We start from the raw sequence: 11,969 nt of genomic DNA, 5'->3' as shown, positions 1-11,969 counted from the left end.
CGCTGTTCCGCCGACCTGCAAGACTAACCCGCCGCGAGGCGGGTTTTTATTTGTTCATAATATTTGAACGCGCGGCAGGTATTCCATCGTCCAGCGTGTAGAATCGACCGCCTTTCCGTGGTTGAAGCCGGCGTCGACCGGCGGTAGCAGGCAATGAAGCAGACGATGTTCCGCTGGCTGGCGCTGGGTGCGCTGGCCGCGATGGTGAGCGCTTGCAGCGATCAGGAAGCGCAGCAGCTGGCCAACAAGGCGCTCCAGTATGGCGGCAAGGCGCTGGCCGAGCACGCCGAGAAACTGATCCGCGAGGCGACCGGCCGATTGGCCGGCGAGCTGTCGGGCAGCCCCTCCGGTGCGGAACCGAGCGATGTGTCGCTGGTGAACAGCACCAAGGCGGTCGGCCACCGAGACTTTGCCGGGGCCAAGAAGGTTTTGCCCAAGCTCTACAGCGGCATGGAAGAAACCTTCTACTGCGGCTGTGACTACCACGGCAAGACCATCGACCAGCACTCCTGCGGCTTCAAACCGCGCAAGAATGCCGAACGCGCTTCGCGACTGGAGTGGGAACACATCGTGCCGGCCTGGGTGTTCGGTCATCAGCGCCGGTGCTGGCAGAACGGGGGGCGCAAGAACTGCGCCGACAACGACCGGGGGTTCGCGCGCGCCGAGGGCGACCTGGTGAACCTGGTGCCGGCGATCGGCGAAGTGAACGGCGACCGCAGCAACTATGCGTTCAGCGCCTGGCAACGCGGCAATCCGCACCCGCAGTACGGCCAGTGCCGGATGATCGTCGACAGCAAGATGAAGCGGGTGCAGCCGCCCGAGCCGATCCGCGGCCGGATCGCGCGCATCTATCTCTACATGCATCAGACCTACGCGCTGCGGATGAGCCGACAGGACAGCCAGCTGATGTGCGCCTGGGCGCGCCAGTATCCGGTGGACGACTGGGAGCGGCGCCGCAACCAGCGTATCCGCGCGCTGCAGGGCAGTGCCAACCCGTTCGTGGCCGATCCGCAGCAGGCCGAGCGCTTCTGTCAGAATGCACAGGTGTGAAGTAGGCCTGATCCCAAACGAACAACGGCACCCCAACCAGGGTGCCGTTGTTGCATCGGCCGGTCGTTCGGCCAAGTTCTACGGGGTAGCGTACCCTCGACACAAATAATGCAGCGCCACGTCACCGATGCTGCCGTCCGGCTCCTGGCCAAACTCATCGGCGGGAAGGTCCCTGCGCATCGCCACCTCGTTCCGGGCCTCATCCCGGTACATTACCAGCTGCTGCGCCGAGGTTTCCATCGTGCGGCAGCGGAACATCGCGGCGACCCGCATGCTGGTGATCGGCCCGGCCGTCCCGACCGTCACCGGCGGCTTGTACTCGACGCGTAATTGGGCGTGGATCACGTCGCCGTCGCTGGTCAGGTTGGCCGAATCGACCTGGACGGTATTGCCGTTGCTGGTCTGACCGGCGACCCGCCACTGGCTGGGGGCGGCCAGCGCCGGTACGGCGATAGCGGCCAGGGCGATGAGGTTCCAGGTGTTCATGGGACCATCCTTTCGGGTTGTACGGGCCGGTATGGCACCTGTGCCTCATTGTAGGCGAGGCCGGGCGGTGTCGCGTCCGGCGGGCACTGGCCTCTGGCGGTCTGGAGCAGGTAGCGGCTTACCGCGAGCCGCTGCCCAGGCCGACGAGCGCGAAATGAGCTAGAAATGATAGTCAGGCTTCCGGCTCGACCCGGCCGGAACGTCTGCGCTGACCTTAACAAGGAGATTTCATGACTCGTATCGCCATCGTTTATCACAGCGGCTACGGCCACACAGCCAAACAGGCCGAGGCCGTGCACGCCGGCGTTGCCGGGGTAGGCGGAGTGAGCGCGACACTGTACCCGATCGACGCCGAGGGTAACCTGCCTGAAGGTGCCTGGGAGGCGCTCGACGCGGCCGACGCCATCGTGTTCGGCTCGCCCACCTACATGGGCATGGTGTCGTGGCAGTTCAAGAAATTCGCCGACGCCAGCTCCAAGCCGTGGTTTGCGCAGAAGTGGAAGGACAAGGTCGCCGCAGGCTTCACCAACTCGGCCAGCATCAACGGCGACAAGCTCTCGACGCTGCACTACCTCAATACCCTGGCCATGCAGCACAGCATGATCTGGGTCGGCACCGGCATGATGCCGGCCAATACCAAGGCCGCCACGCGCGACGACCCGAACTGGCTGGGCGGTTTTTCCGGCCTGCTGGCGCAGTCGCCGTCCGACTCGAGCCCGGACGAAGGGCCGGTGCCGGGAGATCTGGAAACCGCCAGGCAGTTTGGTGTCCGCATCGCCAATATCACCAAGCACATCCACGGTTGAGTGGTAGGCCAAGCTCGAGACAGGCGGCGGTCAGCCGCTTTTTTCATTGGCTTTCCATCCGCCCGGCAGCGCGTCGGGTTCGAACCGTATTTCTTGAAAGGAGAACGTGATGAAAGTCGTCATCGTCGGTGCCACCGGCACCATCGGCCTGGCTGTGCAGGCCGAACTCGCCCTGCGTCACGAGATCGTCTCCGTCGGCCGGACCCGCGGCGATTACCAGGCGGACATCACTGACATCGCCAGCCTGCAGGCGCTGTTCGCCAAGATCGGCCGGTTTGACGCGCTGGTGGCCACCACCGGCTCGGTGCACTTCGGCTCGCTCGAGGAAATGACGCCGGAGCTCTACCAGGTGGGCCTCGCCGACAAGCTGATGGGCCAGGTCAACCTGGTGCTGGCCGGGCGAGATCACCTTAACGACGGCGGTTCGATCACGCTGACCAGCGGTGTGCTGAGCGAGGACCCGATTCGCTACGGCAGCTCGGCGTCGATGGTGAACGGCGCGATCGATTCCTTCGTGCGGGCGGCGGCGATCGAGTTGCCGCGCGGTCTGCGCATCAACAGCGTCAGCCCGGGGGTGATCGCCGAGTCGATGCCGTCGTACGGGCCGTACTTCCGCGGTTTCCTGCCGGTGCCGGCGGCCAAGGCGGCGCTGGCGTACAGCAAGAGCGTGGAAGGCGCGCAGACCGGTCAGGTGTACCGCGTCGGCTGATTGCCCACGCCCGGGCCCGTCCAAACTTGGGGCGGTAGATAGGAAAAAGCGGCCTGCCGGCCGCTTTTTGCGTGAGTCCCTGTTCGGCCAACCTTCAGGCCGCAGCGGCTGGTTCAGCGAGCACCGTGCGCGGCGAACCAGGCGAGCATCTTCGCCCAGCCATCCTTCGCCGCCGCTTCGTCGTAGCTTGGCCGGTAGTCGGCGTTGAAGCCGTGGCCGGCGTCCGGGTAGACGATCAGCTTCGACGGGTTGCCGGCGGCCTTCAGCAAGCCCTGCATCTGCTCAACCGTGTCGACCGGGATACTGTCATCCCTGCCACCGTAGAGCCCCAGCACCGGTACCTTCAGCGAGGCGGCGATGTCGATTGGCTGGCGCGGCGTCAGCGGCGTGCTGTCGTCGGCCAGCCAGCCGTACCAGGCCGCAGCGGCGCGCAGGCGCGGATTGTGCTCGGCATACAGCCAGACGATGCGGCCGCCCCAGCAGAAGCCGGTAATTGCCGCACGTTTGACGTCGCCGCCGCTGGCGCCGGCCCAGGCGAGGGCCGCATCGAGGTCGGCCAGCACCTGCTCATCCGGCACCTTGCTGACCACCTGGCTGAGCAATTGCCCGATATCCGGATACTGGCGCGGGTCGCCCTGGCGGAAGTAGAGCTCGGGCGCGACCGCGAGGTAGCCGGCCTTGGCGAATCGTCGGCACAGATCCTGAATGTGCTCGTGCACGCCGAACACCTCCTGCACCACCAGAACCACCGGCAGCGATCCGGCGCGGTTGGGGCGGGCGAAGTAGGCGGGCAAGGGGCCGTTCTTGGCCGGGATCGCCGCGCTGCCGGTGAGCAGCCCCTCGCTGTCGGTATGGATGGTGGCGGCGCTGACCGGCTGCACCGCCAGCGCGAAGCCGGAGGCGATCATCACGCCGAGAAACTGTCGGCGTTGCGGGTCGAGTGGGGTGGGCGGGGCGGACGGCATGACAGGACTCCGTGGGTAACGATATCGACAGTGTAGATGCTGTTGGCGTAAAGCGCGTGGCCTGCACCTAGGCCCAGCGGAAAACGGAGTACGACGCACTCGCAAGCGGCGGCGAATCGGCTATGATTGGCGCCTTTTCGCCTGTTTGAGCGGTATTGTCATGATGCTTGCCTCCCACCTGGTGTTCGGCGCGGTCGCCGGCGCCGTCGTGGCCCATTTCCATATCAGCCCCTTGTGGCTGGCGGTGCCGCTGGCGATGGCCGGGTCGCTGCTGCCCGACATCGACCACCCCAAGAGCGCACTGGGCAGCCGGGTGCGGCCGGTGTCCACGCTGATCGCCAAGGTGTTCGGCCATCGCGGCCTGACCCATTCGCTGCTGGCCGTGTTGTGTCTGGCCTGGCTGTTGTTGCATCTATCCGGCCACAAGGTCGCGTCGAACATGCTCGCGCCGCTCTTGGCGGGCTATCTGTCGCATCTGGTCGCCGACGCGCTGACGCCGATGGGCGTGCCGCTGTTCTGGCCAATCCGTGTGGCGGTGCGCTTTCCGCTGACGGTGCGCACCGGTTCGGTGGCCGAAAAGCTGCTGACGCTGGCGGTGGTGGTGGGGTCCTGCTGGTGGCTGGGGCCACGGCATTGAGGCTTGGGTCATCCGATTCGGCCAACTTGGCCGCCCCGTGGTAGACTGTGCGCCTTTTTGCATTGCGCTAACTCATTGTGACGACAGAACTTTTTTCCTCGCTGCCGCTTTCGCCGGCGATGCTTAGCAACCTCGACAGCCTCGGCTACCGATCGATGACGCCGATCCAGGCACAAAGCCTGCCGATCGTGCTGGCCGGCCGCGACCTGATCGCCCAGGCCAAGACCGGTAGCGGCAAGACCGCCGCCTTCGGCATCGGCCTGCTTAGTCGGATCAATCCGCGCTGGTTTGCCGTGCAGGCGCTGGTGCTGTGCCCGACCCGCGAGCTGGCCGACCAGGTCACCAAGGAAATCCGTCGCCTGGCGCGCGCCTTCGACAACATCAAGGTGCTGACGCTGTGCGGCGGCGCGACGATGCGCCCGCAGATGGCGTCGCTGGAACACGGTGCGCACATCGTGGTCGGTACGCCGGGCCGGATCCTCGACCACCTCGAGCGTGGCAGCCTGGACCTGGCCGGCCTGCAGACGCTGGTGCTCGACGAGGCCGACCGGATGGTCGACATGGGCTTCTACGACGACATCGCCAAGGTGGTGAAGGCCTGCCCGCAAGAGCGTCAGACGCTGCTGTTCTCGGCCACCTACCCGGACACGATCCGCCAGCAGAGTGCGCGCTTCCTGCGCAACCCGGCCGAAGTGGTGGTCGAGGCGCAGCACAACGACGAGAAGATCCGCCAGCGCTTCTTCGAGGTGGCGCCGGAGCAGCGCCTCGCCGCCGTGGCGAAGCTGCTCAAGCACTACCGGCCGGTGTCGAGCATTGCTTTCTGCAACACCAAGCAGCAGTGCCGTGACCTGGTCGACAAGCTGAACGCGCAGGGCTTTCATGCGCTGGCGCTGTTCGGCGAGCTGGAGCAACGCGAGCGCGATCAGGTGCTGGTGCAGTTTGCCAACCGCAGCTGCTCGGTGCTGGTGGCGACCGACGTGGCGGCGCGCGGTCTGGACATCCAGTCGTTGGAAGCGGTGATCAACGTCGACCTGACCCGCGACCCGGAGGTGCACGTGCACCGCATCGGCCGTACCGGTCGTGGCGACGAGCAGGGTATCGCGCTGAGCCTGGTGACGCCGGCCGAGATGTTCCGGGTGGAGGCCGTGGAAAACTATCAGCGTCGCGCGGTCGAGTGGGGCACCCTGGCCGAGCTGACGCAGGGCGATGGCACGCCGCTGACGCCGCCGATGGTGACGCTGCAGATTCTCGGCGGTCGCAAGGAAAAGATCCGCCCGGGCGACGTGCTCGGCGCACTGACCGGCGAGGCCGGCTTGCCGGCAGCGCAGGTCGGCAAGATCGCGGTGTTCGACTTCTCGACCTACGTGGCGGTGGAGCGCGGTATCGCCGCCAAGGCACTGGCACGGCTGAACGCCGGCAAGCTGAAGGGCAAGAGCGTCAAGGCACGCTTCCTCGACGACTGACCCCTGAGCGGGCTACCCGCCAGCTTGACCCCAAACGCCTTCGGCCAACCTGTCTCCGGGTTGGCCGAAGGCGTTTTTTGCATGTGTGGACTCGGCGTTGTGAGCGTTAGCCGCCGATCAGCATGTTCTTACTTCTCAGCGGCCAAGGTGCTCGGCAATAAGAGGGTCTGTTTACATGCTTGGGGCATTAGCCCGTAAGGCTTTTGTCCCACCTGGACAAAGTCGCCTCAATGAGCAGGAATGGGCCCCTCTGCTCCCGCTACTCAAACAGGTCACCGGGATTCACGTTGGCATACCGTTAGCCTGCCGCCGCTTGTCGGCACACCGCGGACCTTCTTCATGCCGGTGAGGCTGAGCTTCTAAGCGATCTAAAGGTCGGGGGGGAACGCAAACCGGGCCGTGCGTTGCAGGACGCCGGCCCGGTTTTTGTTTGGCGGTTCTTAGTCGGGGCTGAGGTGGTAATGCGGCTGGGTGATGCTACTGGGATGGTATTTCGAAACCGGTGTAACGACTCATTCCGGTGCGTAGTCGTCGAATTCATGCAGCTGCGATGTGTCGGTGCGCAGCGCCAAACGATAGGCTTCGTCCTCTGCCATGGCATGCAGCGGGAAAGGTCCAACCCGCATTTCGCCGGCGGCTTCCACCACCGACCAGCCAACAAAAATTCCTCTCGGGTCTAACTCACGCTCAACTCGGTAACTCATCGCTGGATCTCCGGTATCTGTCGTGGGAAATCTCATCGTGGATTATGTTTCCAAAACCACAAACAAAAAATTTGTCACCTGTCATCGACTGCTGCAGCGCACATGATCCGAGCCTTGGTGGGCAAGCCCCATGAAACAAGCACCAACTACAGGGGGTGGCGATACGTTTTTTTGCAGTGCGACAGTCTGTTGTTCCGACAAACGGTAGGTCGGCCTGTTTTTCAAATGTCATTGGCCGTGATGATTCTTGATGTCAGTGTAGAGAGGGCGCCACAGTGGGCTAGCTGCGACTTTTTCCGTCCTGGAAATGACAAGGCGGCCCTGTGGCCGCCAGTCGGAAGGGGAAGGGTCAGTGGGCGTGGCCCGGCGGGTCGTGACGGTGCCGCCAGTGCTCGACGCCTTGCGAGATCAACTGCAGCGCATACACCACGCCGAGAGTCGCGAGCAGGGCGAGCAGAATCCACGGTTGCGCCGCGAACACTACGATCGCCAATACGATCGCGAACATCATCAGACCGTTGTACCAGCCGCCTTGTTTCCGCAGTGTTTTCATGGCGTAACTCCTCGGCCGCGATGCAACGGCGGCCTGCTTCAAGTGTAGGCCATCGAGCGGCAGGCCAAGGTTGGCCGAAACGGTCAGTTACCCTCCCAATAATCGAGGCTGTCGCCGATGCGGCCTACGTAGCGGAACGATTGCGGCTGGCCATCGGTGCCGGGACCGAATTCGGCCAGCACGCCGAACTTGCCGCTGTCCGGGTATTCGGCGAGCTCCGGCGAGCGCGCGGTGCTGACGGCGAGGAAGTGCAATTCGGTGTCGGCCGAGGTGTTGGCGATCTGGTGGGCGACTTCCGGGCCACCAGCCGGACAGGCGATCACGTCGCCGGCGCGGATCGGGTAACGCGCGTCACCGAGTCGCAGCTCGCCTAGGCCGGCCACGATGTAGAACATCTCCTCGTTGACGCGGTGGTTGTGAAACGGAAAGGCGCACTTGCCCGGAGGCAGCACGGTCAGGTTGTAGCCAAGCTGCTGTGCGCCGAGCCGTTTACCGATCGTGCCGATGCGCGCCTGATAGCGGTCGCCGTTGCCGATGGGGAAGAACTCGAGGTCGGACAGGTTGATGATGGGGTGGGGCATGACGGTTTCCTTGGGGAATAGAAGGACACCGTCGTACTGTGGCTGGCACCGGTGGCAAGATCAAGGTCTCGCCGTCGGGGGAGGCAGGACTACTGGCCTGCCGGAGGTTCGTGGCCTTCCGATCGATGGCCTTCCATCAGGCTGCGGCTGGCACGCTTGATGTGGTCGAGGTCGGACAGCACCTGCCAGGTCAGGTGGTCGATGCGCTTGTGCAGGTCGTCGATCGACGCTTCGGACTTCAGGTTGACTTCGAAGTCACGAATCATCGTCATCCGGTCGCGTGCCGCCTGCCGGTTCTGCGACATCATGATGATCGGCGCCTGGATCGCCGCCAGCATCGACAGGATCAGGTTGAGGAAGATGTACGGGTAGGGGTCGAGGGCGCGTGCACCGAGCAGCTCGGTGTTGATCACCGCCCAGCCGACCAGGAAGATGGCGAACAGTGAAATGAAGGTCCACGAGCCGCCGAATTCGGCCACCCGGTCGGCCATCCGCTCGCCGAGGGTCACTCCGGTTTCCGGCAGCGAAGCGTCGGTACGGGTCGCTTGCAGGCGCTTGGAGATGCGCATCAGTGCCAGCCGTTCGCGCTCGCCCAGGCCGCCGATGCCGGTATGCAGCAGATGTTCGGCCAGGTAGCGGATGTGTTTATTGTCCTGTTGTTTCATGGGCACCCCGGTGGCAATGGTTCAGCCGAAGCGGGCCAGCGATTGGACCGATTCGACGCAATGGCGCCATTATGCCGCAGCCCGCGGCCGGCCAGAACCGTTCTGTCATCGGTCCGTCCGGCGCTGGGTCTTTGACCGAACCCCCTTCCACCCGCCGCGTCCCAGCTATTCGGCATCAGCCACGGTGGAGTTCCCCGTCACTTCGATCCCTCCAGCATGATCGGCCCCGCTTGCTATACCCAAGACTAGGACAAGGGGGAGATCATGACGAATCAGAAAACCACCCAGCTTGATCAACACGACTACGTGATGTCGGTGCGCGCAGTGCGCAACGGCCGCTTCGTCGCCGACGTCGGGTCGACCCGCTTCCTGATGGTGCCGGACGGCGAAGACCCGGTTCCCGGCGACGCGGTGGCCGCCACCGGCTGGTATAAGGCGGTACGCGCCCAGTCGGTCTGGCAGAACGCCCAAGGCGAAGAACGCGGCGACATCCTGTTCATCGTGCACGGCTACAACATGAGCGAGACCGAGGTGATGCAGCGCCACCGCCGCTTGACCTTAGACCTGCGCGCGCTCGGCTTTCTCGGCGTGGTGGTGTCGTTCGACTGGCCGAGCGACGACAAGGCGCTCGCCTACCTGCCGGACCGGCATCGCGCCAAGCTCACCGCGCTGGAGCTGGTCAACTCGGGCATCAGTTACCTGTCCGGCAAGCAGACGCCCGATTGCGCGATCAATATCCACCTGCTCGGCCACTCCACCGGCGCGATGGTGATTCGCGAGGCGTTCGACGACGCCGACGACACCGCGCTGGGCAACAGCGCCTGGAGCGTCAGCCAGATACTGCTGGCCGCCGGCGACGTGTCGGCCGACTCGCTGGCGGCCAGCAATCCCGATGCCGAATCGGTCTACCGCCACTGCGCGCGGCTGACCAACTACAGCAACCGCCACGACGAAGCGCTCGACCTGTCCAATGTGAAACGGCTCGGCATCGCACCACGGGCCGGCCGGGTCGGCCTGCCGCCCGAGGCGCCGGCCAAGGCGGTCAACGTCGACTGTTCAGTCTACTACCAGCAACTGGTCAGCGACCCGGCGGTGGCTGCGGCCGACCAGGCGGCGTTTCTCGGCCTGCAGAGCCATTCCTGGTTCTTCGGCAATCGGGTGTTCACCCGCGACCTGTTCTCCACGCTGGTCGGCATCGAACGCAGCGTGATTCCGAGCCGGGCGGTCGACGCCGGCGGGGGGCTAATCCTGAAGCGCTGATACGCCCATGTGGAAAGAACAAAGCCCCTGAGTGAGGGGCTTTGGAAGGGTGACGCCGCGGTCAGCGTTGGCCGAACCGGTTCACCGCCGGTGTATGTCGTGGGTAATGAACGGCTTCTCGGCCGGCGGCATGTCGAGCCAGTCGGGGAGCTTCAGGCTGTGCTCGATATCGGCCAGGCCGCTTTGCCAATGATCGCGCATCGTCATCGCGCCGAACTGGTAGTCCTTGTAGCTCCCTTCGCAGTCCTTATCCTTGTAGATCAGGTGGATCACGTTGAAGAGCCGGTCGCAGGCCTCCTCGGCGGCGCGCTGGTACCAGGGGTTGTCCTTGCGGGCGTCCTCGGGCACCAGCTCCATCAGCTCGCGCAGCAGGCGGCGGTGCTTCTGCATGTTCGCCATATACGCGGTGATCATCCGAGTGCGGCTCGAATACTGGATGTCCTTCTGGCGCAGCGCCACCTTGGACAGGTCGGTCGGCAGGGAGCCGTGGGAACTCCACAGGTCGACCTGGAAGACCAGCGAGTTCTTGCGCGGCGTGGTCGTCAGCACCTGCTGCAGCGGCGTGTTCGACACCACGCCGCCGTCCCAGTAGTACTCGCCGTCGATCTCCACAGCCGGGAAGCCCGGCGGTAGCGCCCCGGACGCCATGAAATGCTCGGCGCGCAGGCGCTCCTTGGTGTTGTCGAAATAGACGAAGTTGCCGGTTTTTACGTTCACCGCACCGACCGACACGCGCATCTCGCGGGTGTCGTTGAGCCGGTCGAAGTCGACCAGCGCTTCGAGCGTGCTTTTCAACGGGGCGGTGTCGTAATAGCTGGTATTGTCCGGCCGGGGCGGACCGTTACCGCCAAGCGGGCTGCGCGGCACGAAGAAGCCTTTCTGTCCCTCGGTCAGGGCGCGCCACGCCTCCCAACCGTTGAACAGGCCGATCAGCGGGCTAGGCCAGTCCTTGACGAGGTTCAGCTGGCTCAACGGGGTGGGCGGTAGGAACGGCGGCTGGCAGATGGTCTGCCAGAATTCCTGCAGCCGTTCGACGCGTCTCTCGGGCGGGTTGCCCGCGATGATCGCCGCGTTGAGCGCGCCGATCGAGATGCCGGCCACCCAGTTCGGATGCAGCTGCGCTTCGGCCAACCCTTGATACACCCCGGCCTGATACGAGCCGAGCGCGCCGCCGCCCTGCAGCACCAGTCCGACCACCTGATACTGATGATCGGCGGGCAGGGCGGGACTTTCGTAGCGGCCGCTGCCTTCGTGGCAGGCCGGATTCTGTTTGCGTGTCGCCATGCCGTCCCCTTATTGCATATACCAACCGTGGCTGACGATGAACGATTGGCCGGTCAGCGCCGCGCTCGGAAACGCCGCCAGGAACAGCGCGGTCTGCGCCACGTCGTCAACGGTGGTGAACACGCCGTCCACCGTGCCGCCGAGCATCACCCGCTTGATCACCTCGTCCTCGCTGATGCCCAGCTCCTTGGCCTGTTCGGGGATCTGCTTGTCGACCAGCGGGGTGCGCACGAAGCCCGGACAAATCACGTGCGAGCGCACATTATGCGCGGCGCCTTCCTTGGCCAGCACGCGGGCGAGGCCGAGCAGGGCGTGCTTGGCGGCGACGTAGGCCGACTTCAGCGGCGAGGCCTCGTGCGAGTGCACCGAGCCCATGTAGATCACCGTGCCGCCGTGATTGTCCTTGTACATGTACTGCAGCGCCGCCTTGGTGGTGAGGAAGGCGCCGTCGACGTGGATCGCCTGCATCTTCTTCCAGTCGGCGAAGCTGTAGTCGATGATCGGGTTGATGATCTGGATGCCGGCGTTCGAGATCAGGATGTCGAGTTGGCCGAACGCGTCGACCACCGCCTTGGTGCCGGCGTTGACCGCTTCTTCGTTGGTCACGTCCATCGCCACGCCGATCGCCTTGCCGCCGCTGGCCTTGATCTCGTCGGCGGTCTTCTGCGCCGCGTCCAGATTGATGTCGGCGATTGCCACCGCGGCGCCGGCACGGGCGTAGACGAGGGCGATTTCCTTGCCGATACCACTGGCGGCGCCGGTGATCAGCGCGACTTTTCCGTTCAGTTGCATGGTTCTTCTCCTAA

14 protein-coding genes are annotated in these 11,969 nt (G+C 64.8%); 6 read left to right on the top strand and 8 right to left on the bottom strand.

From position 1 onward, the window contains the following. Positions 1-153: 153 nt before the first annotated feature. Positions 154-1,050, top strand: a complete 897-nt coding sequence (locus tag ACZ2IA_RS02020) for an endonuclease (RefSeq protein ID WP_470290894.1) — start codon at positions 154-156, stop codon at positions 1,048-1,050. A 78-nt stretch (positions 1,051-1,128) separates the two neighbouring features. Here ACZ2IA_RS02020 and ACZ2IA_RS02015 read toward each other — a convergent pair whose 3' ends face one another. After that, on the bottom strand, positions 1,129-1,536 hold the full coding sequence (locus ACZ2IA_RS02015) for a surface-adhesin E family protein (RefSeq protein ID WP_470290893.1): 408 nt from the start codon (positions 1,534-1,536) through the stop codon (positions 1,129-1,131). Between the two features lie 230 nt (positions 1,537-1,766). Between ACZ2IA_RS02015 and ACZ2IA_RS02010 the strand changes: the two genes are divergently transcribed. Next, on the top strand, positions 1,767-2,342 hold the full coding sequence (locus ACZ2IA_RS02010) for a flavodoxin family protein (RefSeq protein ID WP_470290892.1): 576 nt from the start codon (positions 1,767-1,769) through the stop codon (positions 2,340-2,342). A gap of 109 nt (positions 2,343-2,451) precedes the next feature. Beyond that, positions 2,452-3,051: a short chain dehydrogenase gene (locus ACZ2IA_RS02005; RefSeq protein WP_470290891.1), complete on the top strand. Its 600-nt coding sequence runs from the start codon at positions 2,452-2,454 to the stop codon at positions 3,049-3,051. Between the two features lie 113 nt (positions 3,052-3,164). Here ACZ2IA_RS02005 and ACZ2IA_RS02000 read toward each other — a convergent pair whose 3' ends face one another. Next, positions 3,165-4,016: a dienelactone hydrolase family protein gene (locus ACZ2IA_RS02000; protein ID WP_470290890.1), complete on the bottom strand. Its 852-nt coding sequence runs from the start codon at positions 4,014-4,016 to the stop codon at positions 3,165-3,167. A 160-nt stretch (positions 4,017-4,176) separates the two neighbouring features. Here ACZ2IA_RS02000 and ACZ2IA_RS01995 point away from each other — a divergent pair, with 160 nt between their 5' ends. Both ACZ2IA_RS01995 and dbpA read left to right on the top strand, forming a co-directional pair. Beyond that, a complete protein-coding gene (locus ACZ2IA_RS01995; protein WP_470290889.1) occupies positions 4,177-4,653 on the top strand; it encodes a metal-dependent hydrolase in 477 nt (158 codons plus the stop codon). Positions 4,654-4,730: 77 nt separating this feature from the next. Further along, positions 4,731-6,116 carry an ATP-dependent RNA helicase DbpA gene (dbpA, locus tag ACZ2IA_RS01990; RefSeq protein ID WP_470290888.1) on the top strand — a complete coding sequence of 462 codons (1,386 nt, stop codon included), beginning with the start codon at positions 4,731-4,733 and terminating at the stop codon, positions 6,114-6,116. Between the two features lie 512 nt (positions 6,117-6,628). Here dbpA and ACZ2IA_RS01985 read toward each other — a convergent pair. The 4 genes from ACZ2IA_RS01985 to ACZ2IA_RS01970 form a co-directional block, all read right to left on the bottom strand. Then, positions 6,629-6,820 carry a hypothetical protein gene (locus ACZ2IA_RS01985; protein ID WP_470290887.1) on the bottom strand — a complete coding sequence of 64 codons (192 nt, stop codon included), beginning with the start codon at positions 6,818-6,820 and terminating at the stop codon, positions 6,629-6,631. A 349-nt stretch (positions 6,821-7,169) separates the two neighbouring features. After that, entirely contained in the window at positions 7,170-7,373 is a 204-nt protein-coding gene (locus ACZ2IA_RS01980) for a hypothetical protein (protein ID WP_470290886.1), read from the bottom strand. A gap of 83 nt (positions 7,374-7,456) precedes the next feature. Further along, positions 7,457-7,954 (bottom strand): cupin domain-containing protein, encoded by a 498-nt coding sequence (locus tag ACZ2IA_RS01975; RefSeq protein WP_470290885.1) that lies wholly within the window; start codon positions 7,952-7,954, stop codon positions 7,457-7,459. 89 nt (positions 7,955-8,043) lie between these two features. Further along, positions 8,044-8,619, bottom strand: a complete 576-nt coding sequence (locus tag ACZ2IA_RS01970) for a DUF1003 domain-containing protein (RefSeq protein WP_470290884.1) — start codon at positions 8,617-8,619, stop codon at positions 8,044-8,046. Positions 8,620-8,883: 264 nt separating this feature from the next. Here ACZ2IA_RS01970 and ACZ2IA_RS01965 point away from each other — a divergent pair, with 264 nt between their 5' ends. Next, positions 8,884-9,879 (top strand): alpha/beta hydrolase, encoded by a 996-nt coding sequence (locus ACZ2IA_RS01965; protein ID WP_470290883.1) that lies wholly within the window; start codon positions 8,884-8,886, stop codon positions 9,877-9,879. Between the two features lie 81 nt (positions 9,880-9,960). On the opposite strand, the gene ACZ2IA_RS01960 is transcribed toward ACZ2IA_RS01965, so the two are convergent. Both ACZ2IA_RS01960 and ACZ2IA_RS01955 read right to left on the bottom strand, forming a co-directional pair. Beyond that, the gene (locus tag ACZ2IA_RS01960) at positions 9,961-11,163 is read right to left on the bottom strand and encodes a DUF3734 domain-containing protein (protein ID WP_470290882.1); all 1,203 of its coding nucleotides are present in this window, start codon (positions 11,161-11,163) and stop codon (positions 9,961-9,963) included. Between the two features lie 9 nt (positions 11,164-11,172). Continuing rightward, positions 11,173-11,955, bottom strand: a complete 783-nt coding sequence (locus tag ACZ2IA_RS01955) for a 3-hydroxybutyrate dehydrogenase (RefSeq protein ID WP_470290881.1) — start codon at positions 11,953-11,955, stop codon at positions 11,173-11,175. Between the last annotated feature and the right edge of the window lie 14 nt (positions 11,956-11,969).

This window comes from Crenobacter sp. CS_VA4 (assembly GCF_055597485.1).
The sequence above is the reverse complement of the archived record's forward strand: the minus strand, read 5'-3'. Positions and strand labels throughout refer to the sequence as shown.

What these genes read in the sequence shown, in the direction of transcription:
- ACZ2IA_RS02020 (WP_470290894.1), top strand. Translation starts at nt 154, where the DNA reads ATGAAGCAGACGATGTTCCGCTGGCTGGCGCTGGGTGCGCTGGCCGCG.
- ACZ2IA_RS02015 (WP_470290893.1), bottom strand. Translation starts at nt 1,536, where the DNA reads ATGAACACCTGGAACCTCATCGCCCTGGCCGCTATCGCCGTACCGGCG.
- ACZ2IA_RS02010 (WP_470290892.1), top strand. Translation starts at nt 1,767, where the DNA reads ATGACTCGTATCGCCATCGTTTATCACAGCGGCTACGGCCACACAGCC.
- ACZ2IA_RS02005 (WP_470290891.1), top strand. Translation starts at nt 2,452, where the DNA reads ATGAAAGTCGTCATCGTCGGTGCCACCGGCACCATCGGCCTGGCTGTG.
- ACZ2IA_RS02000 (WP_470290890.1), bottom strand. Translation starts at nt 4,016, where the DNA reads ATGCCGTCCGCCCCGCCCACCCCACTCGACCCGCAACGCCGACAGTTT.
- ACZ2IA_RS01995 (WP_470290889.1), top strand. Translation starts at nt 4,177, where the DNA reads ATGATGCTTGCCTCCCACCTGGTGTTCGGCGCGGTCGCCGGCGCCGTC.
- ACZ2IA_RS01985 (WP_470290887.1), bottom strand. Translation starts at nt 6,820, where the DNA reads ATGAGTTACCGAGTTGAGCGTGAGTTAGACCCGAGAGGAATTTTTGTT.
- ACZ2IA_RS01980 (WP_470290886.1), bottom strand. Translation starts at nt 7,373, where the DNA reads ATGAAAACACTGCGGAAACAAGGCGGCTGGTACAACGGTCTGATGATG.
- ACZ2IA_RS01975 (WP_470290885.1), bottom strand. Translation starts at nt 7,954, where the DNA reads ATGCCCCACCCCATCATCAACCTGTCCGACCTCGAGTTCTTCCCCATC.
- ACZ2IA_RS01970 (WP_470290884.1), bottom strand. Translation starts at nt 8,619, where the DNA reads ATGAAACAACAGGACAATAAACACATCCGCTACCTGGCCGAACATCTG.
- ACZ2IA_RS01965 (WP_470290883.1), top strand. Translation starts at nt 8,884, where the DNA reads ATGACGAATCAGAAAACCACCCAGCTTGATCAACACGACTACGTGATG.
- ACZ2IA_RS01960 (WP_470290882.1), bottom strand. Translation starts at nt 11,163, where the DNA reads ATGGCGACACGCAAACAGAATCCGGCCTGCCACGAAGGCAGCGGCCGC.
- ACZ2IA_RS01955 (WP_470290881.1), bottom strand. Translation starts at nt 11,955, where the DNA reads ATGCAACTGAACGGAAAAGTCGCGCTGATCACCGGCGCCGCCAGTGGT.